25 protein-coding genes and 2 tRNA genes are annotated in these 26,287 nt (G+C 71.9%); 9 read left to right on the plus strand and 18 right to left on the minus strand.

Annotated features, from left to right (window positions below):
- Positions 1 to 178: 178 nt before the first annotated feature.
- The gene (locus ABZ795_RS09965; protein ID WP_357529996.1) at positions 179 to 1,729 is read right to left on the minus strand and encodes a histidine kinase N-terminal domain-containing protein; all 1,551 of its coding nucleotides are present in this window, start codon (positions 1,727 to 1,729) and stop codon (positions 179 to 181) included.
- Positions 1,730 to 1,754: 25 nt separating this feature from the next.
- Positions 1,755 to 2,786, minus strand: coding sequence for an SIS domain-containing protein (locus ABZ795_RS09970; RefSeq protein ID WP_327027440.1), 1,032 nt, complete (start codon positions 2,784 to 2,786; stop codon positions 1,755 to 1,757).
- 193 nt (positions 2,787 to 2,979) lie between these two features.
- On the opposite strand from ABZ795_RS09970, the gene ABZ795_RS09975 reads away from it, so the two are divergent.
- On the plus strand, positions 2,980 to 4,641 hold the full coding sequence (locus ABZ795_RS09975) for a tetratricopeptide repeat protein (RefSeq protein ID WP_357529997.1): 1,662 nt from the start codon (positions 2,980 to 2,982) through the stop codon (positions 4,639 to 4,641).
- Here ABZ795_RS09975 and ABZ795_RS09980 read toward each other — a convergent pair.
- From ABZ795_RS09980 to ABZ795_RS10010, 7 genes are all read right to left on the minus strand, one after another.
- Positions 4,638 to 5,150 carry a GNAT family N-acetyltransferase gene (locus tag ABZ795_RS09980; protein ID WP_357529998.1) on the minus strand — a complete coding sequence of 171 codons (513 nt, stop codon included), beginning with the start codon at positions 5,148 to 5,150 and terminating at the stop codon, positions 4,638 to 4,640. The two genes, ABZ795_RS09975 and ABZ795_RS09980, sit on opposite strands and share 4 nt — an antisense overlap.
- The gene (locus ABZ795_RS09985; protein WP_091447276.1) at positions 5,147 to 5,362 is read right to left on the minus strand and encodes a biotin/lipoyl-binding carrier protein; all 216 of its coding nucleotides are present in this window, start codon (positions 5,360 to 5,362) and stop codon (positions 5,147 to 5,149) included. The genes ABZ795_RS09980 and ABZ795_RS09985 overlap by 4 nt, the downstream gene beginning before the upstream one ends.
- Before the next feature lie 352 nt (positions 5,363 to 5,714).
- The gene (rsrA, locus tag ABZ795_RS09990) at positions 5,715 to 6,002 is read right to left on the minus strand and encodes a mycothiol system anti-sigma-R factor (protein ID WP_327024220.1); all 288 of its coding nucleotides are present in this window, start codon (positions 6,000 to 6,002) and stop codon (positions 5,715 to 5,717) included.
- Position 6,003: 1 nt separating this feature from the next.
- Positions 6,004 to 6,819 carry a sigma-70 family RNA polymerase sigma factor gene (locus tag ABZ795_RS09995; protein WP_327027439.1) on the minus strand — a complete coding sequence of 272 codons (816 nt, stop codon included), beginning with the start codon at positions 6,817 to 6,819 and terminating at the stop codon, positions 6,004 to 6,006.
- A gap of 263 nt (positions 6,820 to 7,082) precedes the next feature.
- Positions 7,083 to 7,697 (minus strand): alpha/beta family hydrolase, encoded by a 615-nt coding sequence (locus ABZ795_RS10000; protein WP_357529999.1) that lies wholly within the window; start codon positions 7,695 to 7,697, stop codon positions 7,083 to 7,085.
- A gap of 65 nt (positions 7,698 to 7,762) precedes the next feature.
- Entirely contained in the window at positions 7,763 to 8,155 is a 393-nt protein-coding gene (locus tag ABZ795_RS10005) for a WhiB family transcriptional regulator (RefSeq protein ID WP_327024218.1), read from the minus strand.
- 199 nt (positions 8,156 to 8,354) lie between these two features.
- A complete protein-coding gene (locus ABZ795_RS10010; protein WP_357530000.1) occupies positions 8,355 to 9,065 on the minus strand; it encodes an SOS response-associated peptidase in 711 nt (236 codons plus the stop codon).
- Positions 9,066 to 9,168: 103 nt separating this feature from the next.
- On the opposite strand from ABZ795_RS10010, the gene aroA reads away from it, so the two are divergent.
- Genes aroA through ABZ795_RS10030 form a run of 4 tightly spaced genes read left to right on the plus strand, consistent with a single transcriptional unit; the run spans position 9,169 to position 13,448 of the window.
- Entirely contained in the window at positions 9,169 to 10,470 is a 1,302-nt protein-coding gene (gene aroA / locus ABZ795_RS10015) for a 3-phosphoshikimate 1-carboxyvinyltransferase (RefSeq protein WP_327024216.1), read from the plus strand.
- The gene (gene rsgA, locus ABZ795_RS10020; RefSeq protein WP_357530001.1) at positions 10,440 to 11,588 is read left to right on the plus strand and encodes a ribosome small subunit-dependent GTPase A; all 1,149 of its coding nucleotides are present in this window, start codon (positions 10,440 to 10,442) and stop codon (positions 11,586 to 11,588) included. Before aroA ends, rsgA begins: the two co-directional genes overlap by 31 nt.
- 55 nt (positions 11,589 to 11,643) lie before the next feature.
- Complete coding sequence (gene hisN / locus ABZ795_RS10025; protein ID WP_357530002.1) at positions 11,644 to 12,447, plus strand: histidinol-phosphatase; 804 nt, start codon at positions 11,644 to 11,646, stop codon at positions 12,445 to 12,447.
- 59 nt (positions 12,448 to 12,506) lie between these two features.
- Positions 12,507 to 13,448, plus strand: a complete 942-nt coding sequence (locus ABZ795_RS10030; protein ID WP_357530024.1) for a hypothetical protein — start codon at positions 12,507 to 12,509, stop codon at positions 13,446 to 13,448.
- On the opposite strand, the gene ABZ795_RS10035 is transcribed toward ABZ795_RS10030, so the two are convergent.
- A complete protein-coding gene (locus ABZ795_RS10035) occupies positions 13,403 to 14,605 on the minus strand; it encodes a glycosyltransferase (RefSeq protein WP_327024213.1) in 1,203 nt (400 codons plus the stop codon). The two genes, ABZ795_RS10030 and ABZ795_RS10035, sit on opposite strands and share 46 nt — an antisense overlap.
- Positions 14,606 to 14,741: 136 nt before the next feature.
- Between ABZ795_RS10035 and ABZ795_RS10040 the strand changes: the two genes are divergently transcribed.
- Positions 14,742 to 15,740, plus strand: coding sequence for an SDR family oxidoreductase (locus tag ABZ795_RS10040; protein WP_357530003.1), 999 nt, complete (start codon positions 14,742 to 14,744; stop codon positions 15,738 to 15,740).
- Between the two features lie 74 nt (positions 15,741 to 15,814).
- Positions 15,815 to 16,384 (plus strand): DUF5709 domain-containing protein, encoded by a 570-nt coding sequence (locus tag ABZ795_RS10045; RefSeq protein WP_357530004.1) that lies wholly within the window; start codon positions 15,815 to 15,817, stop codon positions 16,382 to 16,384.
- An 85-nt stretch (positions 16,385 to 16,469) separates the two neighbouring features.
- Here the strand turns inward: ABZ795_RS10045 and ABZ795_RS10050 are convergent, their stop codons facing one another.
- Both ABZ795_RS10050 and ABZ795_RS10055 read right to left on the minus strand, forming a co-directional pair.
- The gene (locus ABZ795_RS10050; protein ID WP_357530025.1) at positions 16,470 to 17,111 is read right to left on the minus strand and encodes a response regulator transcription factor; all 642 of its coding nucleotides are present in this window, start codon (positions 17,109 to 17,111) and stop codon (positions 16,470 to 16,472) included.
- 14 nt (positions 17,112 to 17,125) lie between these two features.
- Positions 17,126 to 18,253 (minus strand): DUF5931 domain-containing protein, encoded by a 1,128-nt coding sequence (locus tag ABZ795_RS10055; RefSeq protein WP_327024210.1) that lies wholly within the window; start codon positions 18,251 to 18,253, stop codon positions 17,126 to 17,128.
- A 105-nt stretch (positions 18,254 to 18,358) separates the two neighbouring features.
- On the opposite strand from ABZ795_RS10055, the gene ABZ795_RS10060 reads away from it, so the two are divergent.
- Positions 18,359 to 18,829 carry an ATP-binding protein gene (locus ABZ795_RS10060; RefSeq protein WP_327024209.1) on the plus strand — a complete coding sequence of 157 codons (471 nt, stop codon included), beginning with the start codon at positions 18,359 to 18,361 and terminating at the stop codon, positions 18,827 to 18,829.
- A gap of 1 nt (position 18,830) precedes the next feature.
- Here the strand turns inward: ABZ795_RS10060 and ABZ795_RS10065 are convergent, their stop codons facing one another.
- From ABZ795_RS10065 to ABZ795_RS10090, 6 genes are all read right to left on the minus strand, one after another.
- On the minus strand, positions 18,831 to 19,664 hold the full coding sequence (locus tag ABZ795_RS10065; RefSeq protein WP_357530005.1) for a phosphoribosylaminoimidazolesuccinocarboxamide synthase: 834 nt from the start codon (positions 19,662 to 19,664) through the stop codon (positions 18,831 to 18,833).
- 85 nt (positions 19,665 to 19,749) lie between these two features.
- Positions 19,750 to 19,986: a hypothetical protein gene (locus tag ABZ795_RS10070; RefSeq protein ID WP_327024207.1), complete on the minus strand. Its 237-nt coding sequence runs from the start codon at positions 19,984 to 19,986 to the stop codon at positions 19,750 to 19,752.
- 142 nt (positions 19,987 to 20,128) lie between these two features.
- Positions 20,129 to 20,202, minus strand: a tRNA-Met gene (locus tag ABZ795_RS10075).
- Between the two features lie 160 nt (positions 20,203 to 20,362).
- Positions 20,363 to 20,436: transfer RNA gene (locus ABZ795_RS10080), tRNA-Met, on the minus strand.
- A 133-nt stretch (positions 20,437 to 20,569) separates the two neighbouring features.
- The gene (locus ABZ795_RS10085) at positions 20,570 to 23,569 is read right to left on the minus strand and encodes a UPF0182 family protein (RefSeq protein ID WP_357530006.1); all 3,000 of its coding nucleotides are present in this window, start codon (positions 23,567 to 23,569) and stop codon (positions 20,570 to 20,572) included.
- Positions 23,570 to 23,767: 198 nt separating this feature from the next.
- Positions 23,768 to 24,781 (minus strand): PDZ domain-containing protein, encoded by a 1,014-nt coding sequence (locus ABZ795_RS10090; protein ID WP_357530007.1) that lies wholly within the window; start codon positions 24,779 to 24,781, stop codon positions 23,768 to 23,770.
- A 113-nt stretch (positions 24,782 to 24,894) separates the two neighbouring features.
- On the opposite strand from ABZ795_RS10090, the gene ABZ795_RS10095 reads away from it, so the two are divergent.
- Positions 24,895 to 26,196: a zinc-dependent metalloprotease gene (locus ABZ795_RS10095; protein ID WP_327024204.1), complete on the plus strand. Its 1,302-nt coding sequence runs from the start codon at positions 24,895 to 24,897 to the stop codon at positions 26,194 to 26,196.
- Positions 26,197 to 26,287: the final 91 nt, after the last annotated feature.

The following is a 26,287-nucleotide window of genomic DNA, read 5'->3' on the forward strand; positions in this document are numbered from 1 at the left end:
GCACCGGTGTCAAGGAAGTCGGGCACGGCGGACGACCGTGCCCGTCGATGGTCGCCCGAAACGTTTTCAAGAAAGCCCGGCGGGTGTCAACACGGCCCGGTATCAATGCCACCGATCGTGATAGAGCAGACACCGATCCACCCCATCCCGGCCAGAACCGGACGATGATCCGGGCGGGTCAGCCTCCCGGACGCTCCGCGCCGCCGCGGGCCAGGGGCACGGTGAGGACGGCCTCGGTGCCGCCCGCGGCGCCGGGGCGCAACTCGATGCTGCCCCGCAGTTCCCCGGTGACCAGCGCGCGGACGATCTGAAGCCCCAGCTTGGCCCCGCCTTCGGAGTCGAACCCGGACGGTAGTCCTCGACCGTTGTCCGCGACCGTGACATGCAGGGTCTTGCGCGACCGGTGCACGGTGACCGCCACCTGCGGCACCGGCTCCTGCGGCTGCGGCTGCCGCTCGTCGGCCTCCTCGGCGGGCGGGAAGCCGTGCTCGACGGCGTTGAGCAGCAGTTCGTTGAGGACCATCACCAAGGAGGTGGCGATCTCCGCAGGCAGCACCCCGAAACTGCCCTCGCGGCGCATCCCGACGGTCACCTCGGTCGCGGCCACCTCGGTCGCCGCGCTGGCCACCCGGTCCACGATCCCGTCGAACTCCACCGCCTCGTCGCTGGACATGGAGAGGGTCTCGTGCACCAGCGCGATCGAGGCCACCCGGCGTACGGACTCCTCCAGCGCCACCCGCGCCTCCGGCATGGCCACCCGGCGGGCCTGCAGGCGCAGCAGGGCCGCGACGGTCTGGAGGTTGTTCTTCACCCGGTGATGGATCTCCCGGATGGTGGCGTCCTTGGTGATCAGGGCGCGGTCGCGACGGCGTACCTCGGTGATGTCGCGGACCAGGACCAGCGCGCCGATCGGCACTCCGGCGGGCATCAGGGGCAGGGCCCGGGTGAGCATGGTCGCGCCCCGGGCGTCGATCTCCCGCCGGGGTGGTGCCTCACCCCGCAGGGCGGCGAGGATGCCGTTGGCTGCCTCGGTGCCCTCCAGGGGGTCGTTGGCCAGTCGGCGGTGCAGCGCCGCCAGATCCTCGCCCACCAGGTGGGAGGCATAGCCCAGCCGCCGGTACGCGGACTGGGCGTTCGGGCTGGCGTAGGTGACCTTGCCACCGGCGTCCAGCCGGACCAGGCCGTCGCCGACCCGGGGCGCCGAGGTGGTCTCCCCCGGGTGCCGGGGCGGCGGGAAGGTCCCGTCGGCGATCATCTGAGCCAGGTCGTCCGCCGTGGTCAGGTAGTTCAGCTCCAACTGGCTGGGGGTACGCGCGGTGGACAGGTTGGTGTCCCGGCCCACCACGGCGATCACCTCGCCGGATTCCCCGTCGGCGGCCCGCAGCCGGACCGGGATCGCCTCGTGCCGGGCGGGCACGTCGCCGTACCAGACCGGGTCGCCCTCCCGCCAGATCCGCCCCTGCCCGTAGGCGACCTCCAGGTGCGCCACCTCCGGCCCGCCGACGATCCGCCCCACCTGGTCGTCCTGGTAGGCGGTGGGGGCGGTCGTCGGCCGGACCTGGGCCACGCAGAGGAAGCTGCCCTCCCCGTCCACTGGCACCCACAGCAGCAGGTCGGCGAAGGAGAGGTCGGACAGCAGTTGCCAGTCACCGGCGATGCGGTGCAGGTGGTCGATGTCGGCCGGGCGCAGACGGGTGTGCTCCTCGGCCAGATCGCGCAGCGTGGACACGCCGACCAGCGTGCCATGCGGGGGGTCACATCGTCGCGGTGACCTTCTTCAACCCCCGTGGCGCGTCCGGGTCCTCACCCCGGGCCAGGGCCAGGGCCAGGGCCAACCGTTGCAGGGGCAGGATGTCCAGCAGGGGGGCGTACCGCTCGTCGACCTCCGGTACCGCCACCCGGGTGGCCCCGGCGACCTCGGCGGAACCGACCACGACCACGTCGGCCCGCCGCTCGCCCAGCCGGGGCAGCACCTCACCCATCGCCCGACCGCCGGGGCCGGAGCCGACCACGGCCAGCACGGGCACGTCCGGGTCGGTCATGGCCAGCGGGCCGTGCAGCAGGTCGGCGCCGGAGAAGGCCAGGGCCGGCAGGTAGGAGGTCTCCATCAGCTTCAGGGCCGCCTCCCGGGCGGTCGGGTAGGCGTACCCCCGGCCGGTGGTGACCAACTGCCCGGCGAACCGGTAGCGCGGCGCCAACTGGGTGGCGGTGGGGTCGGCCAGGGTACGGGCGGCCAGCTCGGGCAGGTCGGCCAGGGCGCGGCGTTCCTCCTCGGGCAGCACCCCGTCACCGGCCCGGATGCCCTCCACCAGCATCAGCAGGGCGAGCAGTTCGGCCGTGTAGGTCTTGGTGGCCGCCACCGCCCGCTCGTGCCCGGCCGCGATGTCCACCCCCAGGTCGGCGATGCCGGCCAGCGGGGAGTCCGGGGCGTTGGTGACCGCCAGGGTCAGGGCACCGGCCTCGCGGGCCACCCGCAGCACCTCGGCCAGGTCGGGGGAACCCCCACTCTGGCTGACCCCGACGACCAGGGCGTCGGACAGGTCCGGCCGGGCCCCGAAGAGGGTGATCGCGCTCGGGGAGGCCAGACCGGCCGGCAGGCCCAGCCGGATCTCGGCCAGGTAGGCGCCGTACAGGGCGGCGTGGTCGGAGGTACCTCGGGCGGTGAAGACCACGTGCCGCGGGCGGCGTTCGGCGATGGCTGCCGCGACCCGGGCGATGGGGGTGGCGTACTCGGCGCTCAGCAGTCGTTCGTAACCCGCCGGCTGCTCGTCGATGTCGGCCGCCATGCCGCTTCCTGGACGTGTCACGAAAACTCCTCCCGTGCGCGATCCCCGCGCGATTCCTGTTCAGTCTTGCACCTTTGGACGCTCGCAGGCAATTTAGTGAGCAGGTTTGCGCAGTGGATCACCAAAAGTCGATGCCGTCGCCTACGCTGACCCGGCCGCACCGCCAACCGGTACCGACCAGCGAGAGGACGACGTGGCCGAGGGAACCGACGATCGGGCGTTGCCGGCGACGGAGGAACTGGCTCTGGCCCGGGAAGCCCTGGCCGCCGGCGACCTGACGCACGCCGCCGACCATGTCGCGGGTGCCCTGGCCCGGGCACCCACCCTGCCGGAGGTGCACGAGACCCTGGCCCGACTGGCCGCGGCCAGCGGTTCCGGCGGACTGGACCTCTTCCCGCTGCACCATCACACCTTCGTCGGGGCGGTGGTCGCCCGGGCGCACCTGTTGGCTGCGGCCGGCCGCCCGGCCGAGGGTCTGGACCTGCTGGTCGCCGCCGCCGCGCACGCCCCCCGCACAGACTGGGCGGGGGTGCCCTGGGTCACCTCACCCGAGTTGGTCGAACAGCTGGGGCCGGACCGGGTGGCTCGGGTGCTGATGCAGGTCTGCGCCGCCGCCCCCGATCCGGTGCCCCGACCCGACCGGGCCGCCCTGGCGCCGTACCTGACCCTGGCCCGCAACGCCATCACCGTCCACCCCGAGCACGCGCTGCTGCTGGGCACGGCGTCCGCGCTGGCCCGGCGGGCCGGTGAGGTGCCGCTGGCGGTCCGCTGGGCCAGCCGGGGGGTACGCGCCGCCCCCTCCAAGATGGGCGAGGTGTGGCTGGGGTACGCCCTGCGCAGCGCCGGCCGGACCCGGGAGGGCCTGGCCGCGCTCCGACGGGCGGTCGACCACGACCCGGAGGACCTGGCGGTGTACGCCGACATCGCCGGCACCCTGGCCGACCACGGACGGCTGGACGAGGCGCTGAGCTGGATCGAGCAGGCCCTGGTGCGCAACCCCTCCTTCGACTGCGCGGTGCACACCGCCCACCGGCTGCGGTTCCAGCGCGACGGCGACGTACGCCACCTGGTGGCGCTGGCCGACTACATCCGCGACAACCCGGACGACTCGCACGAGCACTCCGATCTGGCCGAGTGCTGTCGGGGCCGTCCCTGGCTGGGGCAGTTGACCCCACCGACGACCAGCCTGACGGTACGCCCTGCGCCGTTGCCGCTGACCGGGCCCGAGTCGACCCCGCCCCCCTCGACGGAGGCGGCCCGACGGCTGCGCCAGGTTGCCCACCTGGCCTGGCCCCACCCGCCCGCGGCCTACGACACCGCGGTGGCCCTGGCCACCCTCGACCTGACCGATCTGCTCGGCCTGCTGGCCCATCCTCCCCAGACCCCGGACAACGCGCTGGGACGGGTGCTCTCAAGCCAGGACCCCGCGCTGTGGGTCCGGTGCGTGCAGGTGTGGACCTGCCTGGGTCTGCTGCACCACCGCACCGACGAACCCTGGGCCACCTCCACCCGACGCCAGGTGCTGGTCGAGTTGGCGCAGGCGGCCGAGGTCACCGAGGCGGCCCTGTTCGCGCTGATGACGGCTGCCTGGGTGGACCCCTCGGTCCGGCCGGATGTGGCACGACTGGTCACCCAGCGGCTGGCGGCGGCGACCGGTGACCAGAGGGCTCCGTTACCGGTGACCGTCTCCCTGGCCCATCTGGCGCTGGCCACCCCGGACCTCGACCCGGAGTGCGCCGCCCTGGCCCGGATGTTGGCCGGCGTCCCCGCCCAGCCCGGTCGGGGCCCGCTGCGCGGGCTGCTGGCGCGGCTGCTGCGCCCCTTCCGCCCTCGCCTGCCCTCTCCGCCCGCCTAGGCGGGTGGGGTCAGGGACAGGCGCAGGGCCAGCAGGTGGACCCCGGGCAGGGGGGACCAGTCCAGCTCGGGGGTGCGGATGAAGCCCCGGCGGCGGTAGAGCTGCTGGGCGGATTCGGCGTAGCCCTCGCGTACGCAGATGGCCAGGGCGGTGCAGCCCCGCCCGGTGGCCCGGTCGACGCAGGCCTGGACCAGTGCGGCACCCACCCGGCGGCCCTGCGCCGCCGGGTCCACCGCCAGCATCCGGAACTCGGCCTCCCCCGGGCCGGACACCTCGGCGTACGGGCTGCCGGGCAGGACGAAGGTGACCGAGCCGAGCAGCTGACCGGTGGCCGGGTCCACGGCGACCAGGACCTCACCGTGGGCGGCCCGGCCGGCCACATCGGCCAGCACCTCGGCGTACCCGGTCTCGCCCTTGAGCTGACCGTCCGCCTCGTACGCCGCCACGGTGAGCCGGGCCACGGCCGGGAACTCCGCCGGCTCGGCCGTACGGATCAGAGTGCCGGTCAACCGATCACCGCGATCAGGTCACCGTCCTGCACCACGTCGCCCTCGTTCACCGCGAGTTGCTGCACCACACCGTCGGACTCGGCGACCACCGGAATCTCCATCTTCATCGACTCCAGGATCACCAGGGTGTCGCCCTCGGAGACGGTGTCCCCGGTAGACGCGACCACCTTCCAGACGTTCGCCACCATCTCGGCGCGGATCTCCTCGGCCATGTTCGGGCCCCTTCCTCGCGGCTACCTGTGACGTATCCAATCATGTGCCCGGTTTCCCCGGGCCGCAGCAGCCCCGCCCACCTCCCTCGGAGACGGGCTCTAACATCAACGGGTCGGACCCGGACGCCGGCGCGGACCGGTGCGTGCATCGGCGCCGAAGTCGTACGCAGGCGATCCGACCATCACTAGGAGGTCAGCATGGCGAAGAAGGCCCGTAAGAAGAAGGCCCGTAAGAAGAGCGCCGCCAACCACGGCAAGCGCCCCAACTCCTGAGCTGGTCCGCACGCGGACCGGACACACGAACGCCGGTGGCCCAGTCGGGCCACCGGCGTCGGTGTGTCAGGCGCGAACCTCAGTCGGCCAGTTCGCGCGATTCCGTGGTCTCGAAGATGACCAGCTCGCTCAGTCGGATCCGCAGCCGCTCGCGCAGTTCGTCCGGCGCGGACTCGTTGCCGCAGCAACGGGCCACCAGCGCCTTGACCTCCTGCTCGATGCCGTACTCCCGCAGGCAGGGGCCGCACTCGTCCAGGTGGTGCCGGATCAGCGCCCGGCGTTCCTGCGCGCACTCCAGATCGAGGTAGAGGTAGACCTCGGCGAGCACCTCACGGCAATCCGTCTCGTGCGGATCTCCACAGCTCACGTCACACCTCCCGGCCACTGGCAGCGGCCGAACTCCGGGCCGACGGCGCGGCGGAGAAGCCGCGCTCCGCGGCGTAGCCCTCAAGCAGCTTGCGCAGATTACGACGACCGCGGTGCAACCGTGACATCACGGTACCGATCGGGGTGCCCATGATGTCGGCGACCTCCTTGTAGGAGAACCCCTCGACATCGGTGAGGTAGACCGCCAGCCGGAACTCCTCCGGCAACTGCTGGAGGGCCTCCTTGACGTCGGTGTCCGGCAACCGGTCCAGCGCCTCGGTCTCCGCGGACCGCAGACCACTGGAGGTGTGCGACTCCGCCTCGGCCAGCTGCCAGTCGGTGATCTCGTCGGTCGGCGCCTGCACCGGCTGCCGCTGCCGCTTGCGGTAGGTGTTGATGTAGGTGTTGGTCAGGATCCGGTACAGCCAGGCCTTCAGGTTCGTGCCCTGCTCGAACTGGTGGAAAGCCGCGTACGCCTTCAGGTAGGTCTCCTGGACCAGATCCTCGGCATCCGCCGGGTTGCGGGTCATCCGCAGGCCCGCCGCGTACAACTGGTCGACGAATGGCATCGCGTCCCGTTCGAACCGGGCCCTGCGCTCGTCCGTCTTCTCGGTGGTCAACCGCACATCCCCTCGGGTCGGATGCTTCCCCGCCGAGAATACGCGCCCAGACCTACCGGGAGTTTGGGTTCCGACGGGTGTGCCCGTCGCCACCTCAGCCGGCGGCATCGCCGCGGGCCACTGCGGACCGGCCAACAGCTGCCTGAGCTGCTTGGCCTCCCGCTCGTCACGCTCCCGGTCCCGGCACTGGATCGGCACCACTCACCCCCTCCGCACGGTGTTCGTCCGTGGGGTGCAACATCCGTCGCAGGTCCGGGCATTCCGCCTCGACTCCTCCCGATCCTGGTCCCGACCGTGGCTGCAGGCACCACGGCCGGGACCAGGAAGGGCCTGGGAGCCCGGCACCGCCCGTGATCCAGGCGACACCATCGGGTGCAACGACCCGGCGCGGCAGCCGGAAACGGCGGGCCAGACCTCCCGACCGGCGTCGCCCCGCCGACCCGAATCGGCTCCGGGCCCGGTCAGCCCTGGGCCCAGCCCTGGCCGCGCAGCCAGTCGAGCACCACCGCGGCCGTTCCGGCGGGATCGACCCGCAGGTCGTGCCGCTGCCCTGGCCGCACCACCACCTGCACCCCCGGACCGGGTTCGGGCACCCCGAAGGGGTCCCGGTCGCCGTTGACCACCAGGGTGGGCAGGCCGGTCACCAACTCCCCCGCCCGGCTGCGCTCCGGCCGTCCGGGCGGATGCAGCGGGAAGGCGAGGGCCACCACCCCCACGGCCCCGACCTCACCGGCCGTACGACAGGCCACCCGGGCTCCGCTGGACCGGCCACCCACCAGCAGGGGTACCCCCGGCCAACGGTCCCGCAGCGCGGCCAGCACCACCCGCCAGGCCTCGTCGAGGTGCCCGGCCGGTGCGGGCGCACGCCGACCGGCCACCCGGTACGGCTGGGTCACCCGAGCGACGATCACCCCGGCGGTCACCAGGGCCTCGCGCAGCCCCAGCAGATCCGGGGCGTCCACTCCGCCGCCGGCACCGTGGCCCAGGGCCAGCAGCGCCCGGGGCGCCCTCTCGGGGATGTCGATGTCCACCCGGGCCGGGCCTCGTGGTGTCTGGATGATGTCTTCCTGCGGCACGGCCTCATTCTGCGGGCCGCCGCCGTCAAGCGGAGCAGACTCCTGCGCCGCCGGCCACGGTCACCTCAGCGGGAGGTGACGAGTGTGAGTAGTCGATCGCGGACGGGAGGCCCCGCCTCGCTGGCGACATCGGGATCCGGCTGCACCTCGTCGCGCCAGGCCACCAGCATCGCCCGCCGCTCCCGCGGGGTGGTGCCACCCCACACCCCGTGGCAGTCGCCGACCTCCAGGGCCCAGGCCAGGCAGGAGCCCTGCACGTCGCAGGAGCGGCACAGGGCCACCGCGGCGTCCGCCGGCTCGTTCGGCGCCGGGAAGAACGTTTCCGGATCAACACTCTGACAGGTGCCCCTGGTGCGCCAGGCTTCATCCTGTCGACGCTCGCGCAGGGCCCGCAACAGTCGCGGGTCACGCCGCGCAGCGGCTACCTCATGTGGACGGGGCATACGCGCCCTGGTCATCCACCCACCTCCCCCGTGGGACCAGCAACATCGATGAATACCACTCACCTGGACGGGAGCGATAGCCATCACCGGCGCTGTGTTGTATCGCATTTGTGGACATCGAGACAAGAGTTCGCCGGAAAGTTGCCTAAACGATCGGCTGACCTTTCACCCGTAATCGCGGCAAATCACACCCGACAATGCGCGGGGGCTCCGCTCAGAACAACCTGACCTCGGCGGTGTCATCGACCCTTGCCACCGGCACCCGGGCGATCAGCTCCGGGCCGTCGTTTCGCACATTGCCCACGGCCGTCCCCACCGGTCGGATCTCGATGCCGGCGAGCCAGTCCAGCGGCGGTGGGGCCAGCAGGCTGGTCGGCTCCTCGGAGGAGCCCAGCCAGGTGGCCCACCGCTGCGGCGGCAGCAACAGGGGCATCCGGTCGTGCACCTCGGCCAGCTCGCCCAGGGCGGCCGTGGTGAGCACGCTGAAGGTCAGCAGGGGACCACTCGGGGCCTCCCAGGTCGACCAGATGCCGGCGAAGGCCAGCACGGGCTCCTGGACCGAGGTCATGTAGTAGGGCTGCTTGGCTCCACCCGGCCGGCGGACCCACTCGTACCAGCCGTCGGCCGGGACCAGACACCGGCGGCGGGCGAAGGCCGGGGCGTACGCCCGGCTGGTGGCCACCGTCTCGGCCCTGGCGTTGATCATGCGAGCGGCGTTGGCGGGCGACCGGGACCAGGCGGGCAGAAACCCCCAGCGCCCCGCCGAGAGCGCCCGATGCCCCTGCGGGTCTAGCCGGACCAGGGGCACCCGGTCGGTCGGCGCGACGTTGTAGTCGGCCACCAGGTCACCTGCGGTCTCGTCGACGGCCTCGAAGATTCCGCTCAGGTCACCGGAGCTCCGGGTCGTGGCGTACCTCCCGCACATGCCGCACACGCTAGCGCGTCGGCGGCGGTTACGACGTCCCGTCCACCGGGAGCGACCGCGACGGCCTACGGACCCCCCGCCCGAGACACGGCAGAATGTAACCGTGGGGAACCCGACCGCGACCCGGCCGCTACAGCCGTGGACCGCCCCGACCGCCACCGATCCGGTCACGGCCTCGCTACGGCTGCCCGGATCCAAATCCATGACCAACCGCGCCCTGGTGCTCAGCGCGCTGGCCACCGGCCCCTCGACCCTGGCCAAGCCGCTGCGGGCCAGGGACACCGAGTTGATGGCCGGTGGGCTGCGGGCCCTGGGCGCCCATGTGTCGATCACCGACGACGAGCGCTGGCTGGTCCGGCCGCACCGGCTGGTCGGCCCGGCGCATGTCGATGTCGGGCTGGCCGGCACGATCATGCGTTTCGTGCCCCCGGTGGCCGGGCTGGCCGTGGGGCGGGTCACCTTCGACGGCGACCCGGCCGCCCGTACCCGCCCGCTCGGGCCCCTCATCGAGGCGCTGCGCTCGCTGGGGGTACGGGTGGACACCCCGCCGACCGGCAGCCTGCCTCTGGCCGTGCAGGGCACCGGCCAGGTCACCGGCGGGGAGGTCGTGATCGACGCCTCCGCCTCCAGCCAACTGGTCTCCGGGCTGCTGCTGGCCGCCCCCCGGTTCGACCGTGGGCTGGTGGTCCGGCATGTCGGCCCGCCCGTGCCCTCGGCACCCCACCTGCGGATGACCGTACGGATGCTGCGGGCCGCCGGAGCGGCCGTCGACGACAGCACCCCGGACGTCTGGGTGGTCGAGCCCGGTCCGCTGACCGGCCGGGGCTGGGAGATCGAGCCCGACCTGTCCGGGGCGGTGCCCTTCTTCGCCGCCGCCCTGGTCACCGGCGGCGAGGTGACCCTCCAGGGCTGGCCACGCAGCAGCGCCCAGCCGGTCGAGCGGCTGCGCTCCCTGTTGACCCAGATGGGTGCGGAGGTGGCCCTGACCACGGAGGGACTCACCGTCCGGGGCACCGGGACGGTACGCGGACTGCACGCCGACCTGTCCGACGTCAGCGAGTTGACCCCCGCCTTCACCGGGCTGGCCATGCTGGCGGACTCCCCCTCGGTGTTCACCGGGGTGGGCCACATCCGGGGCCACGAAACCGACCGGCTGGCCGCCCTGGCCCGGGAGTTCGCCGCCCTGGGCGCGGACATCACCGAGTCGGCCGAGGGGCTGGAGATCCGACCCCGGCCGCTGCGGGGTGGGGTGTTCCGCACCTACGATGACCATCGGATGGCACACGCCGCCGCGGTGGCCGGCCTGGCCGTGCCCGGCATCGTGCTGGACGATGTGGCGTGCACCTCCAAGACCATGCCGGAGTTCCCGGCCCTGTGGTCGGCGATGGTGACCGGCAAGAGCTGAGCGGACAGACAGGAGCGGTCCTGGCGACCAAGCGACGCGAGTACGACGAGGACGACGTACGGGTCCGGCCCGGCAAGTCCTCCCGTCCGCGTACCCGCACCCGACCCCAGCACACGGACGCGCTGAACGGGTTCGTGATCGCGGTGGACCGGGGGCGGTACACCTGTGTGCTGGCCGCAGCCGCCCCGGAGGCCCCCACGGTCACCGCGATGCGGGCCCGTGAACTGGGTCGCAAGTCGGTCGTCGTCGGTGACCGGGTGGGCCTGGTCGGCGACACCTCCGGGGCCCCGGGGGCGCTGGCCCGCATCGTCCGGATCGAGCCACGCCGGTCGGTGCTGCGCCGGACCGCCGAGGACGACGCCAGCACCGCGGAGGGGCGGCTGGAACGGGTGGTGGTGGCCAACGCCGACCAACTCGTGATCGTCAGCGCGTTGGCCGATCCGCCACCGCGTACCGGCTTCATCGACCGGTGCCTGGTGGCCGCGTACGACGCCGACATCGAGCCGCTGCTCTGCCTGACCAAGGCCGACCTGGCCGGCCCGGAGACCGTGCTCGACTACTACACCGAGCTGGAACTGCCGTACGTGCTGGTCCGGCCGGACTCCACACTTGACGCGCTGCGCAGCCTGCTGGCCGGTAGGGTCTCCGTCCTGGTCGGGCACTCCGGGGTCGGCAAGTCGACCCTGGTGAACCGCCTCGTACCGGAGGCGGCCCGGGCGGTCGGCACGGTCAGCGCGATCGGCCGGGGCCGACACACCTCGACCAGTGCGGTGGCGCTGCGGCTACCCCATGTGCCCGGGGCACCGGAGGACCCGGGGTGGATCGTGGACACCCCGGGGGTACGCAGCTTCGGGTTGGCCCATGTGTCCGCCGAGAGCCTGCTGCACGGCTTCTCGGATCTGGTGGAGGCCACGGTCGACTGCCCGGTGAACTGCACCCACACCGCCGAGGAGGCCGACTGCGCCCTGGCCGCCTGGGTGGCCGAGGGCCGGGCCGACCCGCGCCGGCTGGCCTCGTACCACCGGTTGCTGGCCTCCCGGGCCGGTGAGACCGACCCGCGCGGGGCCACCAATCCCCGCGACGAGGTCGAGCACGATCCGCGTGGACGCCCGGAATGAGCCCAGGTCGGCCCCGCTCCGGCAGGCCACCGGGAGCCTCGCTACGGTGCAACCCATGACCGGGTACGCCGAGGACCTAGCTCTGGCCCACCGTCTCGCCGACGCCGCCGACGCCATCTCCATGGCCCGGTTCCGCGCCCTGGACCTGCGGGTGGAGTCCAAGCCGGACCTGACCCCGGTCTCCGACGCGGACACCGCGGTGGAACGCGAGATCCGCGCCCTGCTGGCGCAGCAGCGACCCGAGGACGGCCTGCTCGGCGAGGAGTACGGCGTCACCCCCGCCGTCGGGGCCCGACAGTGGGTGGTGGACCCGATCGACGGCACCAAGAACTTCGTTCGAGGGGTACCCATCTGGGCCACCCTGATCGCGCTGCTGGAGGACGGCCGCCCGGTCGTCGGGGTGGTCTCCGCTCCGGCGCTGGGTCGCCGCTGGTGGGCGGCGCAGGGTGCCGGGGCGTACGCCGGCCCGGACGTCGACAGTGGCGAGCCCATCCGGGTCTCCCAGGTACGCGACCTGGCCGACGCCAGCCTCTGCTACTCCTCGCTGAGTGGTTGGGAAGAGTCCGGTCAACTGGAGCCGGTGCTCCAGTTGATGCGGGACACCTGGCGCAGCCGGGCCTACGGCGACTTCTACGGATACATGCTGTTGGCCGAGGGTGCACTCGACGTCATGATCGAGCCCGAGTTGTCGCTGTGGGACGTGGCCGCATTGGTGCCCATCGTCACCGAGGCCGGGGGGATCATGACCGATCTGGAGGGTGCTGCGGCCCCCGCCGGGACCGAGACCAGCGCCGTGGCCAGCAACAACATGCTGCACTCGAACATCCTGCGGAGGCTGGGTCGGCCGACCGCGCGCTGACGCCGGGATGCCTCTATCCTCGCCAGGTGGCTACCGCTAGTTGGTGTTTTCTGGCGGCGATGATCGTCGCGTACGGCATCGCCAACCTGTTGCAATCGGTCGCCGCCGCTCGCACCACCGTGCAGCACACCTTCGATCCCGGGCTGCTGTGGCGCCTGGCCGGACACCGCACCTACCTGATCGGTCTGGGCTGTCAGGTAGCCGGATTCGTGCTGGCCTTCCTGGCCCGCCGGGACCTGCCCCTGTTCCTGGTGCAGGCCAGTGTGGCCGCCGGGCTGGGGGTCACCGCCGTACTCGGGGTGATCCTGTTGAAGTGGCGGCTGCCGGTGGCCGAGGTGGTCCTGCTGTTCCTGCTGGTCGGCGGGATCACCGCGCTGGTGCTCTCCGCGCAGCCGGCCCCCTCCAAGCCCCTGGGCATGGCGGGGGTGATCGCCCTGCTGGGGGCGCTGGGGGCGATCGCGGTGCTGGGCGTTCCCGCAGCCCGGTTGCAGGGCGTACCCGGCTCGGTGGCCCTGGGTGCCCTGGCCGGCCTGGGCTTCTCCGCCGCCGCGGTGGCCGCCCGGCCGCTCGCCTCCGCCTCTACCTGGAGCGCCTTCCTCGCCGACCCCCTGCTCTACCTGCTGATCGGCCACTCCATCGTCGGCCAACTGCTGCTGGGGCTGGCGATGCAGCGGGGCTCCACCACGGCCGCGGTGGCCGCGATGGACGCCGCCGGCGCGGTGCCCGCCGCGATCATCGGGCTGGTGCTGCTCAACGACAAGATCTGGCCGGGCCGGGAATGGCTGGCCGGTCTGGGTTTCCTGGTCACCCTGGCGGCTGTCATCGGGCTGACCCGGTACGCCGAGCCGCAACATCATCACGCGGTGGCCCAGGAGACCGCGCGGGCCGTACGGGATCCGGCCCCCCGGCAGACCCCCAGGCTGTCGCCCAGGGTGGCGGAGGGTCCACTGTCGACTCAGGCCGCCTCGACCGGTCTACGTCGCCCGATCACCCGCTCGTAGAGCCGTTCCAGGGCGGTGGCGGTCCGTTCCCAGGTGTAGCTGCACCGGACCCGGTCCACGGCGGCGTGCCCGTACGCGAACCGGCCCGCGTTGTCGGTGAGCAGCCGGCGCAGGGTCATGCCCAGGGTGCGGACGTCCCCCGGCGGCACCAGCTTGCCGGTGACCTCGTCGACCACGGCGTCGGCGATGCCCCCCATGGCGTACCCGACCACCGGGACACCGCAGGCCATCGCCTCCAGGGACACCCGGCCGGCGGAGGAGTAGTGCGGGGTACAGGCCACCACGTCGGCCGAGCGGTACCAGGTGGGCATCTGCTCGTGCGGCACCGCACCCACCAGGTGCACCTGGTCCCCCACCCCCACCCGCTCGGCCATCTCACGCAGCCGACGGGCCTCGGCGTGCCCGGCCAACTGACTGGCCGGCGGGCCACCGGCGATCACCAGTTCCGCCTCCCCGACCAGCCGCATGGCCCGGATCAGGTCCTCCTGACCGTGACCGGGGGCCAGTCCGCCCACGGAGAGGATCCGGGGACGCTGGTCGCGGGGGGCGGCCTCCCCGTCGGGGTGGAACCGGCCGGTGTCCACTCCGGTCGGCACCATCGCCACGGACATGCGTTGCAGACCCATCCGGGTCAGTTCCTCCACCTCGTCGTTGCACTGGGCCACCGCGATGTCCACCGCCCGGGTCAGCGCCCGCTCCAGGGGGATGCGGGTGCCCGGGCCGTCGTACTGCGGGCCCAGGTGACGCAGTTGCTCCATGCCGAGCGAGTGGAAGGTCTGCACCACCGGGATGTCGGTCTCCCGGACCGCGTGCGCGGCGGCCAGCCCACCGATCCAGTAGTGACCGTGCACCACCTCCGGGGCCCAGTCGGCCGCCCACCGGTCGGCCAGCCACCTGCCGAACTCCGACACGTACGGCACCAGTTCGGCGGTGGGAATCGGGGTCACCGGTCCGATGGGGGCCCGTTCGATGCGGTAACCGTCCACGCTGTCGCTGTCGGCCAGGTCCGGATCGTCCCGGCGGGTGTAGACCCGCACGTCGTGCCCTCGACCGGCAAGTTCAGCGGCCACCCGTGCGATGTGCTGGTAGGTGCCGACGACGGTTCCGTCGCCGGAGGTCGGCGCAGCGGCGTGGGCACAGACAAGGCCGACGCGCATGGGTCACCTCCATGCGGATTAGGCGGTGGTCCTCCGGTCAGAGCGTCCCATTAACCGGCCTTCTACGAGCCGAAACCTGGCAGATCGGGATGTGAGCGGCGGCATGACCGGTCCCCGGGTGGGGTATCGGTGTCAAATGCCTCTGGCCCGACCGCTCCGCGACAGCACGGTGGTGATCACCGGCGCCTCCAGCGGCATCGGCACGGCAACCGCGTACGCCCTGGCGCGCAGCGGGTGCCGGGTGGTGCTGGCCGCCCGCACCGAGCCGGCGTTGCAGCGGGTGGCCCAGGGCTGCGCCGAGCTGGGCGCGCAGGCCCTGGTCGTACCGACGGACATCACCGACCCGGCGGCGGTCGAGCGGTTGGCCGCCAGCGCGGTGGACCGGTTCGGCCGCATCGACGCCTGGGTCAACAACGCGGCGGTAGGGGTGGTCGGGCTCTTCGACGAGATCCCGGTGACGGAGTTCCGCCGGGTGCTGGAGGTGGATCTGCTCGGCACCGCCTACGGTATGCGGGCCGCCCTGCCGCACCTGGCCGCGGCCGGCGGGGGTGTGGTGGTCAACAACGCCTCTGTGCTGGCCGAGGTGGCCATGCCGTACCAGTCCGCCTACAACGCCGCCAAACACGGCATCCGGGGCCTGGCCGACACGGTACGCCAGGAACTGCGGCTGACCGGTCGGGGTGCCATCTCGATCTGCACGGTGCTACCGGCCGCCATCGACACCCCCTTCTTCCGGCACGCCGCCAACCACACCGGCCGGATCCTGGCCCCGCCGCCACCGGTCTACCCTCCGGAGCTGGTCGCGGAGACGATCGTGCGGCTGCTGCGCCGTCCGCGCCGGGAGGCGTACGCCGGGGGCGCGGCCCGGTTGATCGGCCTCCAGTGGCGGCTGGCCCCGGCGTTGGCCGAACGCGCCCTAGCCTGGTACGCCGGGCGCACCCAGTTGGGCCTGGCCGTCCGCCCACCCAGCGCGGGCAATGTCTTCCGCCCGGCCGGGGAGGGCATCCCGGTCGGTGGTTGGCAGGGCCGCCGCCGTCAGCTGATCCGGATGACCGCCGCCCTGGGCCTGGCCGCCGCCCGCAGCGCGGTCGACACCGTGGCGGCGTTCGCCCGCCAGCGTCGTGAGGTGCGCTGAGGGCCTGGACCATCCGCCGATCGGCACCGGCCCGGCCGGTTACGGCACCGCCGGCAGCGGGTAGTGGAGCAGGTATGCGCGAAGACGAGTACCCCGCCCCGCTGTCCGACCCCGAGGCCGACGGTCTGCCCGACACCGCCGATGACGACTCGACGGCCGGGGACGACGTCTTGACCGGACGGGAAGCGGACGGCCCGGCGCCCGCCCAGTTGCCCGGTGACCGCGTACCGGTGGCCGTCGACGAGTTCGGGGTCACCGCCGACGAGCAGCTCGACGGTGAGTCGCTGGACTACAAGCTGAGCCGGGAGCAGTTCGAGCTGCCGGTGGACGACCCCCTGGCCGCCCCGGTGGACCCGGACATCGCGGCCGAGGCGGACAGTCGGGAGCAGGCCGCGCAGGCGCAGCTCGACGCCGACGTGCTGGAGCCCGGTCCGACCTCCGACCCGAACTCCCCGGTCTCCCTCTACGACCACGGGCAACTGGGCACCACGGAGGACGACGTGGGCCGCTTGGTCCAGCCGGACGAGGGCACCCACACCGATCAGGAAGCCGACTCGATCGCGTACGACGCGGGAGCCGCCGGCGGCGGCGCCAGCGCCGAGGAGTTGGCCGTCAACGAGACCCGGCCGCCCCGGGCGGTCTGACTCCGTCCGGTGGCTGGCGCCGCTTCGCCGAAGTGGCGATATCCCGTCGAGCCGGACCCCGCCGTTTCGGCGAAACGGCGCACGCCTAGTCGTCCAGGCCCCGCTCGATCGCGTAGCGGGTCAGCTCCACCCGGTTGTGCAGTTGCAACTTGCCCAGGGTGTTCTGCACGTGGTTCTGGACCGTGCGGTGGGACAGGCCCAGCCGGCCGGCGATCTGCTTGTAGGACATCCCCTTGGCCACCAGCCGGAGCACCTCGGTCTCCCGTTCGGTGAGCCGGGGGGTGCCGTCGTCCTGCTGCGACTGAGGCCCACCGGCAGCCGCCAACCGGCGGTACTCGCCGAGCACCAGCCCGGCCAGACCGGGGGTGAAGACCGGCTCCCCCGCGGCGGTGCGCCGTACCGCGTCCAGGAACTCGGCGTGCCCGGCGGACTTCAGCAGATAGCCGGTGGCCCCGGCCTTCACCGCGTCCAGCACCCCCTGCTGCTCGCCGCTGGCGGAGAGCATCAGCACCCGGGCCGCCGGCCAGGCCGCACGGACCCCACGGATCACCTCCACCCCGGAGATGTCCGGCAGTTGCAGATCCAGCACCACCACGTCGGGGCGGGCGGCGGCCACCACCCGGACCGCCTGGCGTCCCTCGCCGCAACTGGCCACCACCTCGTGGCCTGCCTCGGCCAGATCCCGGGCCACCCCTTCGCGCCACATCGGGTGGTCGTCGACCACCATCACCCGTACTCCGCTCACGGTCTCCTCCTCGACACGGTGAGTTCGACCTCGGTACCACTGCCCGGCACGGAACTGATCGTGGCGGTCCCACCCAGGTCGGCCAGTCGACCCCGGATGGCCTGAGCCACCCCCAGCCGGCCCTGGGCGGCGGCCTCGGTGAGCCGCTGCGGAGGGAAACCCGGCCCCTCGTCCCGGATCGACACGGTCACGGTCGCACCCTCATCCTCGACCAGCACCCAGGCCCGTCCCCCGCCGTGCCGGGCCACATTGTCCAGAGCGGCCCCGGTGGCGGCGGCCAGTTCCCGCGCCACCGGCGGGGCAAGCAGCACCGGGGTGGCCGGGGTGGACAGCGAAACGCTGGCCGAGGCGTACCGGCCGAGCAGTTCCCGCAGGTCCATCGGCCCGTCGGTGACGCGCGGACCCGCATCGGAGATCAACGCCCGCAGGGCCGCCTCCTGCTCGCCGGCCAACCGGGCCAGCTCACCGGCCTCCCCGTCGAGTCGCTCCCCTCGGCGGGACACCAGGGCCAGCACCTGGAGCACGGAGTCGTGGATGTCGCGGGCCAGTCGCTCCCGTTCCCGGGTGGCCGCCTCCAGTTCCACGGCCTGTTGCAACCGCTGCTCGGCCCGGACCGCCAGCCGGGCGACATACCCGACCACCACCCCGGCCAGCAGCATCAGGATGGCGCCGTTGATCGCGGTAGGGGTGACCATGCCCCGGGTCAGCAGGTCGGTGCCGCCGATGACCAGGGCGGCGGTCACCCCACGACGCCGTCCACCGGAGACCGCCCAGGCCAACACCGGCCCGCTCAGCCAGGCGACCGCCAGGGTCGGCAGCCCGGCCTCAATCGCCTCCCGGCCCATCACCCAGGGGGTGACCAGCAGAATGGCCACGATGACGCCCAGGTCGGCGAGGAGCAACGGCCAGCCGCGCCGGCTGGGCGCCGCGTAGCCGATCGCGGTGGCGAGGGTCCAGGCCGCCATCGCCAGCACCAGCGCACCGGCGGCGAACGGGTGGGCGTACCGGTCCGCGTCGCGGGCAACGATCACACAGACGTACGCCAGCGATGCCACCCGGAAGACCGCGACGGCACGCCAGAGTGGGATCTCGAAACCACCGGGCGTGGGCACGTGGGTCACCATGCCACAGGTGATCGGTTCCCACTTCGGCCGCTGCGACCCAATGAACCCTGACGTACGGTGGTAAATGCCGCGTAAAGCTCCGCGATCTTCTGTCGGGACAGGGCCATGACAAACGCAGAACCGCCTACACCGCGTACGGTGGTGCCCATCGAACATGCCCTCCTGATCGCCGATGCCTTCGACCAGGCGCAGGTGACCGAGCTTCGACACTCGGTCGCCTCCTGTGCGCACGCCGCCGGCCTGCGCGAGGAGCGCCTGGACGACTTCGTGCTCGCCGTCAACGAGCTGATCACCAACGCCGTGCGGCACGGCGGAGGCCAGGGCTGGCTGCGGATGTGGGCGGAGCCCGGGCTGATCCTCTGCGAGGTCTCCGACCACGGCCAGGGCATCAGCGTTCAGCGGCTGGACAACCGCAACCGGCCGGCCCCGGACACCGCCGGGGGCTGGGGCCTGTGGCTGGCCCGCGAGCTGACCGACGCCATGGAGGTCGCTACCGGCCCGGCCGGCACCACGGTACGCATCATCACCGCCACCGCGGTCACCGAGCAGCACACCGGACGACACCGGCTGGAGTGAGCTACTCCCAGCGCTTGCCGGTGAGGGTCTCGTAGACGTCCACATAGCGGGCACGGGTGGCCTCGACCACCTCGGGCGGCACCTCCGGCGCCGGGGCCTGCTTGTTCCAACCGCTACCGGCGGCCCAGTCCCGGACGTACTGCTTGTCGTAGGAGAACTGGGTCCGGCCGGGCTGGTACGACTCGGCCGGCCAGAACCGCGAGGAATCCGGGGTGAGCACCTCGTCGCCGAGGACCAGGGTGCCGTCCGCCGCCCAACCCAGCTCGATCTTGGTGTCGGCGACCAGGATGCCCCGCTCCGCGGCCAGTTCGGTGCCTCGGCAGTAGACGTCGATGGTCAGCTGACGCAACCGTTCGGCGGTCTGGGCCCCTACCTTGTCGACCACCTCGGCGAAGGTCATCGGCTGGTCGTGCTCGCCCACCGGCGCCTTCGTCGAAGGGGTGAAGATCGGCTCGGGCAGAGCGGAGGCCTCCACCAGCCCGCGCGGCAACTCGACACCGGAGACCGCCCCGGTGCGCTCGTACTCCTTCAGACCCCCACCGGTCAGGAAGCCTCGGGCCACGCACTCGATGGGCACCATCTCCAGCCGACGACACCGGATCGCCCGGCCGGCGAACTCCGCCGGTACCTCGGTGGCCGAGATGACGTGGTTGGGCACCAGGTCGGCCAGTTGCTCGAACCACCACAGCGACAGCGCGGTGAGCAGCTTGCCCTTGTCCGGGATGGGGGTCGGCAGCACCACGTCATAGACGGAGATGCGGTCCGAGGCGACCAGAATCAGGTCGTCGCCGTCGGCGTAGACGTCCCTCACCTTGCCCGAATGCAGAAGTTCCACGGCGACAAGTAGACCATGTGCCGGGCACGCCGCCGACAGGCAAGGGCCCCGAGGAGGGTCGGGCCGGGGTGCGGGCGGGGCCGGGTCAGCGCCGTCGGCGGGTCATCCGGAGCACCAGCAGCACGATCACGACCACCACGACCAGGCAGCAGAGCAGACCCAGGAAGCCGATGAAGCCGCCACCCCGCCGCCGCCGGGCGGCCTCGACGACCAGTTCCCCGGTCCCGGTAGAGGCCCAGGCGGCGACCGGGACGAACACCGACAGCACGACCACGCTCACGAGGGTGCCGAGCCGGCCCCACCATTTGCTCAACGAAGACATGTTGTCATCCTCGTTGACGGGCGCAACCACCGTCGACCAATACCTGCGTGTCGACCTCGACGCCGAGCGGCACAGCGGCCCGGAGGATGTCCCGGACAACGACAACGGCCCCGGACTGAAGTCCGGGGCCGTTGCCAGGTAGTAGCGGGGACAGGATTTGAACCTGCGACCTCTGGGTTATGAGCCCAGCGAGCTACCGAGCTGCTCCACCCCGCGTCGGTAGATTCAGCCTACCGCACCCGTGACCGCACCGATCACCCACCCCCGCCATCGGCGCGAACACCGCCACAATCCCGACGAGCCGGCAGAGCGGGCCTGACGCAGCGCGGAAAAGGACCACGGCCCCGGACTGAAGTCCGGGGCCGTGGTCGGGCAGTAGCGGGGACAGGATTTGAACCTGCGACCTCTGGGTTATGAGCCCAGCGAGCTACCGAGCTGCTCCACCCCGCGTCGCTAGATCCACCGTAGCGCACCACCCCCGGCCGCCGCAAAACGACCCCGTAACCGCCCGGCCGTAGGCACGAACCCCAGCGAAAAGGGCCTGCCGCCGGATCACCGACGGCAGGCCCCTTTTCGACTCAGATCAGCCGGTCGGTGACGGGCTGCTCGCGGGGGCCCCGCCCCCATTGGCCGTCTGTTGGGCCTGCTGGAAGGCGGTGAGGGCCTCGTCCAACTCCTTCAACGCGCGGCCGTACCGCTCGAAGTCGCCCGAGGTCTGCGCGGCCCGGACCTCCGTGATCGCGGCCTGCACCCGGTTGGCGGCCGTCGCCAGGTCGCCGGTCAGCGGCGGCGCGTCACCGGCCGGCGGGGTGGCCGAGGGAGTCGCCGACGGGGTGGCCCCGGGCTCCTCGTCCCCGGCCGGCGGCTCGGTGGCCGGCGGTGGGTTACCGGCGTTGGCCCGCTTGCCCTGCTCGACCAGCTGCTTGATGCCGTCGCTCGGGTTGTCGGCCAGCACCACGAAGGAACCGCCGTCACCGTAGGACATCAGCACCTTCTGCAGCAGCGGGTACGCGTCGGTCTGGTTGCTCTTGACGTACACCGGCTCGACGTACAGCATCCCGTTGCCGAAGGGCAGGGAGAGCAGGTTGCCGTACTGCACCTGGGCCTGGTTGGAGGAGAGCAGGTTCAACTGCTGCCGAATGTTGGCGTTGTTGGTCATCTGCTGGTGCACCTGCACCGGGCCGGAGACCCGGGTCTGGTCGGGCAACTCCAGCACCTGCAACCTGGGCTTGCCGTCCTGGTACGACCCGGAGATCAACGCCGCCAGGTTCTGCCGGCCGTTCGGGGTGACCGCGCTGGTCAGCTGGAAGGTCGGCGCGTCCTGCTCGGGGAACTGGGTGTAGAGGTAGTACGGCGGCTGCTTGACCTCGCTGTCCGGCGCGTCCGGCACGTTCGGCACCTGCCAGAAGTCCTGCCCGGAGTAGAAGTCGCCCGGGGTGGTGACATGGAACCGGGTGAGCAGGTTGCGCTGCACCTTGAACAGGTCCGCGGGGTAGCGGAAGTGGGCCGCCAGGGACTCCGGGATCTCGGCGCGCGGCTTGATCAGGTCACCGCCGAAGGCCTTGTTCCACGCCTTGAGCACGGGGTCGTTCTCGTCGAACTCGTAGAGGGTGACCGTGCCGTCGTACGCGTCGACGGTCGCCTTCACGGAGTTGCGGATGTAGTTGACGTTCTCCCGGGCCAGTTGGATGGTGCCCCGGCCGGTCAACTCGTCCGTGGTCTCCTGCTGGAGGTTGACCCGCTCCGCGTACGGGTAGGTGGCCGCGGTGGTGTAACCGTCCACGATCCACTGCACCCGGCCGTCGACGATCGCCGGGTAGGGGTCGCCGTCCAGGGTCAGGAAGGGGGCTACCTTCTCCACCCGGTCCCGGGCGTTACGCACGTAGAGCAGCTTGGAGTTCTCGTTGACCGCCTCGGAGAGCAGGAAGTTCGCCTCCTGCTCCTTGATGGCGTAGAGCAGGCGCCGGGTGAACGAACCGATCTCGACGCCGCCGGAACCGGTGTAGGTGTAGTACGACTCGCGACCCTCACCGGTCTCGCCGGCCGGTCGGTCGAACTCGGCCGGGTTGGCGTCCGGGTTGGGCTTGCCGACGATGGCGTAGTCGCTGCCCTGCATCCGCTCGCCGTAGTAGATCCGGGGCTGGCTGGCCGGGATCAGGTCGGTGGGCGAGGAGCAGGACTCCTGCGCCCGGTCGCCGAGGAAGCCGGAGACGAAGTACGGCTGACCACCGCAGACCACCCGGTTGGCGGGAGCGGCCACCACCCCGTACCCGTGGGTGTAGACCGTGTGCCGGTTGATCCAGTTGCTCTGCTGGGCGGTCAGCTCGCCGTAGTTGATCTCGCGTACGCCGACCACGTAGTCCTGGGTCTGGTTCTCGACGGTGTACCGGTCGATGTCCAGCTTCGGGCCGAAGTCGTAGAAGCCACGGACCTGCTGCAACTGGGTGTAGGTCTCGCTGACCAGTTGCGGGTCGAGCAACCGGACGTTCGACACCACCGAGGTGTCGGTGGCCAGGCTCTCCGGTGGGGTCAAATTGCTGGCCGCGTACGGGGTGTGCTGGGCGATGTCCAACCCGAAGGAGGCCCGGGTGGCCTGGATGCTGCGCTCGATGTAGGGCGCTTCCTTGTCCCGGGCGCTCGGCTTGACCTCGAAGGTCTGCACCGCCCAGGGGTAGATGCCGCCGATCGCCACCGCGGAGACCCCGAGCAGGGCCAGGGAGATGCCCGGCCAGACCAGGTTGCGCATCCAGGCGTTGGAGAACACGATGATCGCGATCGCCACCACCACGGAGATGTAGGCGAGGATCTCCTTGGCCGGCAGCAGGGCGTTGATGTCGGCGTACCCGGCGCCGTAGACCCCCACCCCGTCGTTGTACTCCAGCAGCATGGAACGCCGGTCCAGCACGTAGGCGACCGCCTTGAGCAGGACGAAGACCGCCACCAGGGAACTCAGGTGAGCCCGGGCGGCGTTGGTCATCCGGTCGCCCACGCCCTGCAGCCGCACCCCGCCGAACAGGTAGTGCACCGCCAGCGAGCCGATCAGGGCCAGCACCACGGCGGTGAAGCCCAGGCCGAGCAGGAAGCGCCAGAAGGGCAACTGGAAGATGTAGAAGCCGATGTCCGTACCGAACTCGGGATCGTTGACGCCGAAGTCGCCGCCGTTGCGGAAGAGCAGCCACTGGTTCCAGCGGCTCTGCGCGGACAGCCCGGCGAACAGACCCACGATCGCCGCGGCCAGCGCGATCCACATCCCCAGCCGAGGGCCGAGCAGCATCCGGTACCGCTCAAGGGTGGCCTGTTCCGGCGAGTGCGGCCGGTTGCGGGGCCGCAGCCGTTGGGCCAGCCAGAGGTTGCCCCCGACGATGACCGCCATCGCTGCCGCGCCGGCCAGGAAGAGCACCAGCCGGGTGAGCAGGACCCCGGTGAAGACCTGGGTGTAGTCGACCTCGGAGAACCACAGCCAGTCTGTCCAGGCCTGCACCCCCCAGCCCAGCAGGGTGAACAGGACGAACACCCCGATCAAGACGCCGACCGTGACGCGTCCACGTCGGCTCATCCTCGGCAGGGGGCTGCTGCTACGCATGACCACTGTTGGCTCCGCACGCTCGATATGATCGGCACCGACCAGGCACCCAGAGTACGGGGTGTGGCTGGAAGCATCCGAGCAAGGTCGCGGGGCAGCCGCCTGCGGCGGCCCTCGCGGATCGCCACCTCCCGCGCGTTCGCCCTGCTCAGAGGCGGGATGACCGGCCGGAGGCGGGCGGTGCGGTCAGCGCAGGATTCAGCAGTGGGTCGGCTCGCCGCCGGCCCGCAGGGTCTCCAGCGCCGCCAGGGCCTCATCGAGCGAACCCACTTTGACCAACGGCAGGTCGGGCTGCCGGTTGCGTACCGCCTCGGCACAGTTGGCCGCCGGCACCAGGAAGGCGGTGGCACCGGCCTCCTTGGCCCCGACCAGCTTCTGCGGGATGCCGCCGATCGGACCGACCCGCCCGGAGTCGTCGATGGTGCCGGTGCCGGCGATGATTCGGCCGCCGGTCAGATCCTCCGGGGTCAACTTGTCGATGATCCCCAGGGCGAACATCAGGCCCGCGCTGGGACCCCCGATGTCCTTGAGGTCGAAGGAGAGGGTGAACGGATGCGGCTGCTGCTGCCCGATGTCCACCCCGATGCGGGGGCGGCCGTCGATCTCCCGGGTGGTGATCGTGGCGGTGTCGGCCACCCCCTCGCGGGTGAAGCCGATCCGCAGCGGGGTGCCGGCCGGCTTGGCCCTGATCAGTTCGGTCAGCCGGGAGGCCAGCGGCACCGCCTCGCCGTCCACGGAGGTGATCACGTCACCCTCCTGGAGCAACCCGACCGCCGGACCGTCGGCGGAGACCCCCCGGACGACGACCTGGACCTCGTAGCCGAGCTTGCGCAGCGCGGCGGTCTCCGCACTGGTCTGGGAGACCTGGAAGTCCTCGGCGTTGCGCTGCTCGACCTGCTCCCGGCTCTCCCCCGGCGGGTAGACCAGCTCGCGCGGCACCACCGCCTGATCGTCGTCCAGCCACCCCTGGATGGCGGTCCGCAGCTTGACGCTGGGCTGCACCCCCACCGTGGTCAGCCGGAGTTGACCGGTCGAGGTGGAGGTCTCCCGTCCGGAAACCTGGATGACCTCCTTGCCATCCTCCTGCCCGAGGGTGTCCACGGTCGGACCGGGACCGAGCACCACGTACGGGACGGGCGCACCGAGCACCCCGATGCTGAGTAGAGCGGTGAGCAGAGCACCGAGCAGGACGGTCACGCCTCGACGTCTCATGCGGCAGAGCGTACCGATCCGGGCCATGGCGTCCGGCGGCATGAGGGCGACTTCGCCCTCAGCGCAACAGCGGCGCGGGTCACCTGGGGCGCGGCACGCGTACCGTAGACGTCGTGCCTGATATTCCGTTCGGTTTCGCGCTACCAGGTGGGCAGCCGCCCGACCCCAACGACCCCGCGCAGATGCAGCAGTTCATGTCGCAGTTGCAGCACCTGCTCTCCGCGCCGGGAAGCGGGCCGGTCAACTGGGACCTGGCCCGCCAGGTCGCGGCCAGCCAACTGGCCGCGTCGGGCGACCCGGCGGTCTCGCCGTACGAACGCAACGCCGTAGAGGAGGCGCTGCGCATCGCCGACCTCTGGCTGGAGCCGGCCTCCGCGCTGCCCTCGGGCATCCGGACCGTGGTGGCCTGGAACCGCAACGAATGGATCTTCAAGACCCTCGATGTCTGGCGCAAGCTGTGCGACCCGGTGGCCAGCCGCATGGTCGGCGCGATGGGTGACCTGGTGCCGCCGGAGGCCCGCGCCCAACTGGGCCCGATGCAGTCGATGGTCGCCACCCTGGGCGGCGCCCTCTTCGGCGGCCAGCTGGGCCAGGCCCTCGGCTCGCTCGCCGCGGAGGTGCTCTCCGTCGGTGACATCGGCCTGCCCCTCGGCCCGGCCGGCACGGCCGCCCTGATCCCGGCCAACATCCGCAGCTACGGCGAGGGCCTGGAGCTACCCGAGGACGAGGTACGCCTCTACGTGGCTCTGCGCGAGGCGGCACACCAGCGGCTGTTCGAGCATGTGCCGTGGCTGCGCGGGCATGTCCTCAACGCCGTCGAGACGTACGCCGCCGGCATCCGGGTCAACCGGGAGGCGATCGAAGAGGCGATGGGCCGGGTCGACCCGACCGATCCGGAGTCGATGCAGGCCATCGCGCTGGAAGGCATCTTCACCCCGGAGGACAGCCCCACTCAGAAGGCGTCACTGGCCCGGCTGGAGACCGCCCTGGCCCTGGTCGAGGGCTGGGTCTGCCACGTGGTCGACGGCGCGGCCGCCGGCCGGTTGCCGAACGTGGTGGCGCTGGGCGAGGCCTTCCGTCGGCGCCGGGCCGCCGGTGGGCCGGCCGAGCAGACCTTCGCCGCCCTGGTCGGGCTGGAGCTGCGACCCCGCCGACTGCGGGAGGCCGCGGCGCTGTGGGCGGCGCTCACCGAGCACCGGGGCATCGGCGGCCGGGACGCCCTGTGGGGGCACCCGGACCTGCTGCCCTCCGACGACGACTTCGCCGACCCGGTGGCCTTCGCCATGACCGATGTCGACCTGATGGCCGAGCTGGAGAGCTTCGACTTCACCGCCCCCGGCGGCCCGGAGGAGAAGGCCCCCGGCGAGCAGAACCGCCGAGACGACGACCCCAAGGGCGGCGACACCCCCTCCTGACCACAGGCACCACCCCCGCCCCACTGACCCTGCACGGGATCTCGTGGGCTGTCCCGCTCCCCGCTCCCTGCTGCTGGGCAAGATCACGCTC

This window comes from Micromonospora sp. NPDC047134, assembly GCF_040643455.1.
GTDB lineage: Bacteria > Actinomycetota > Actinomycetes > Mycobacteriales > Micromonosporaceae > Micromonospora.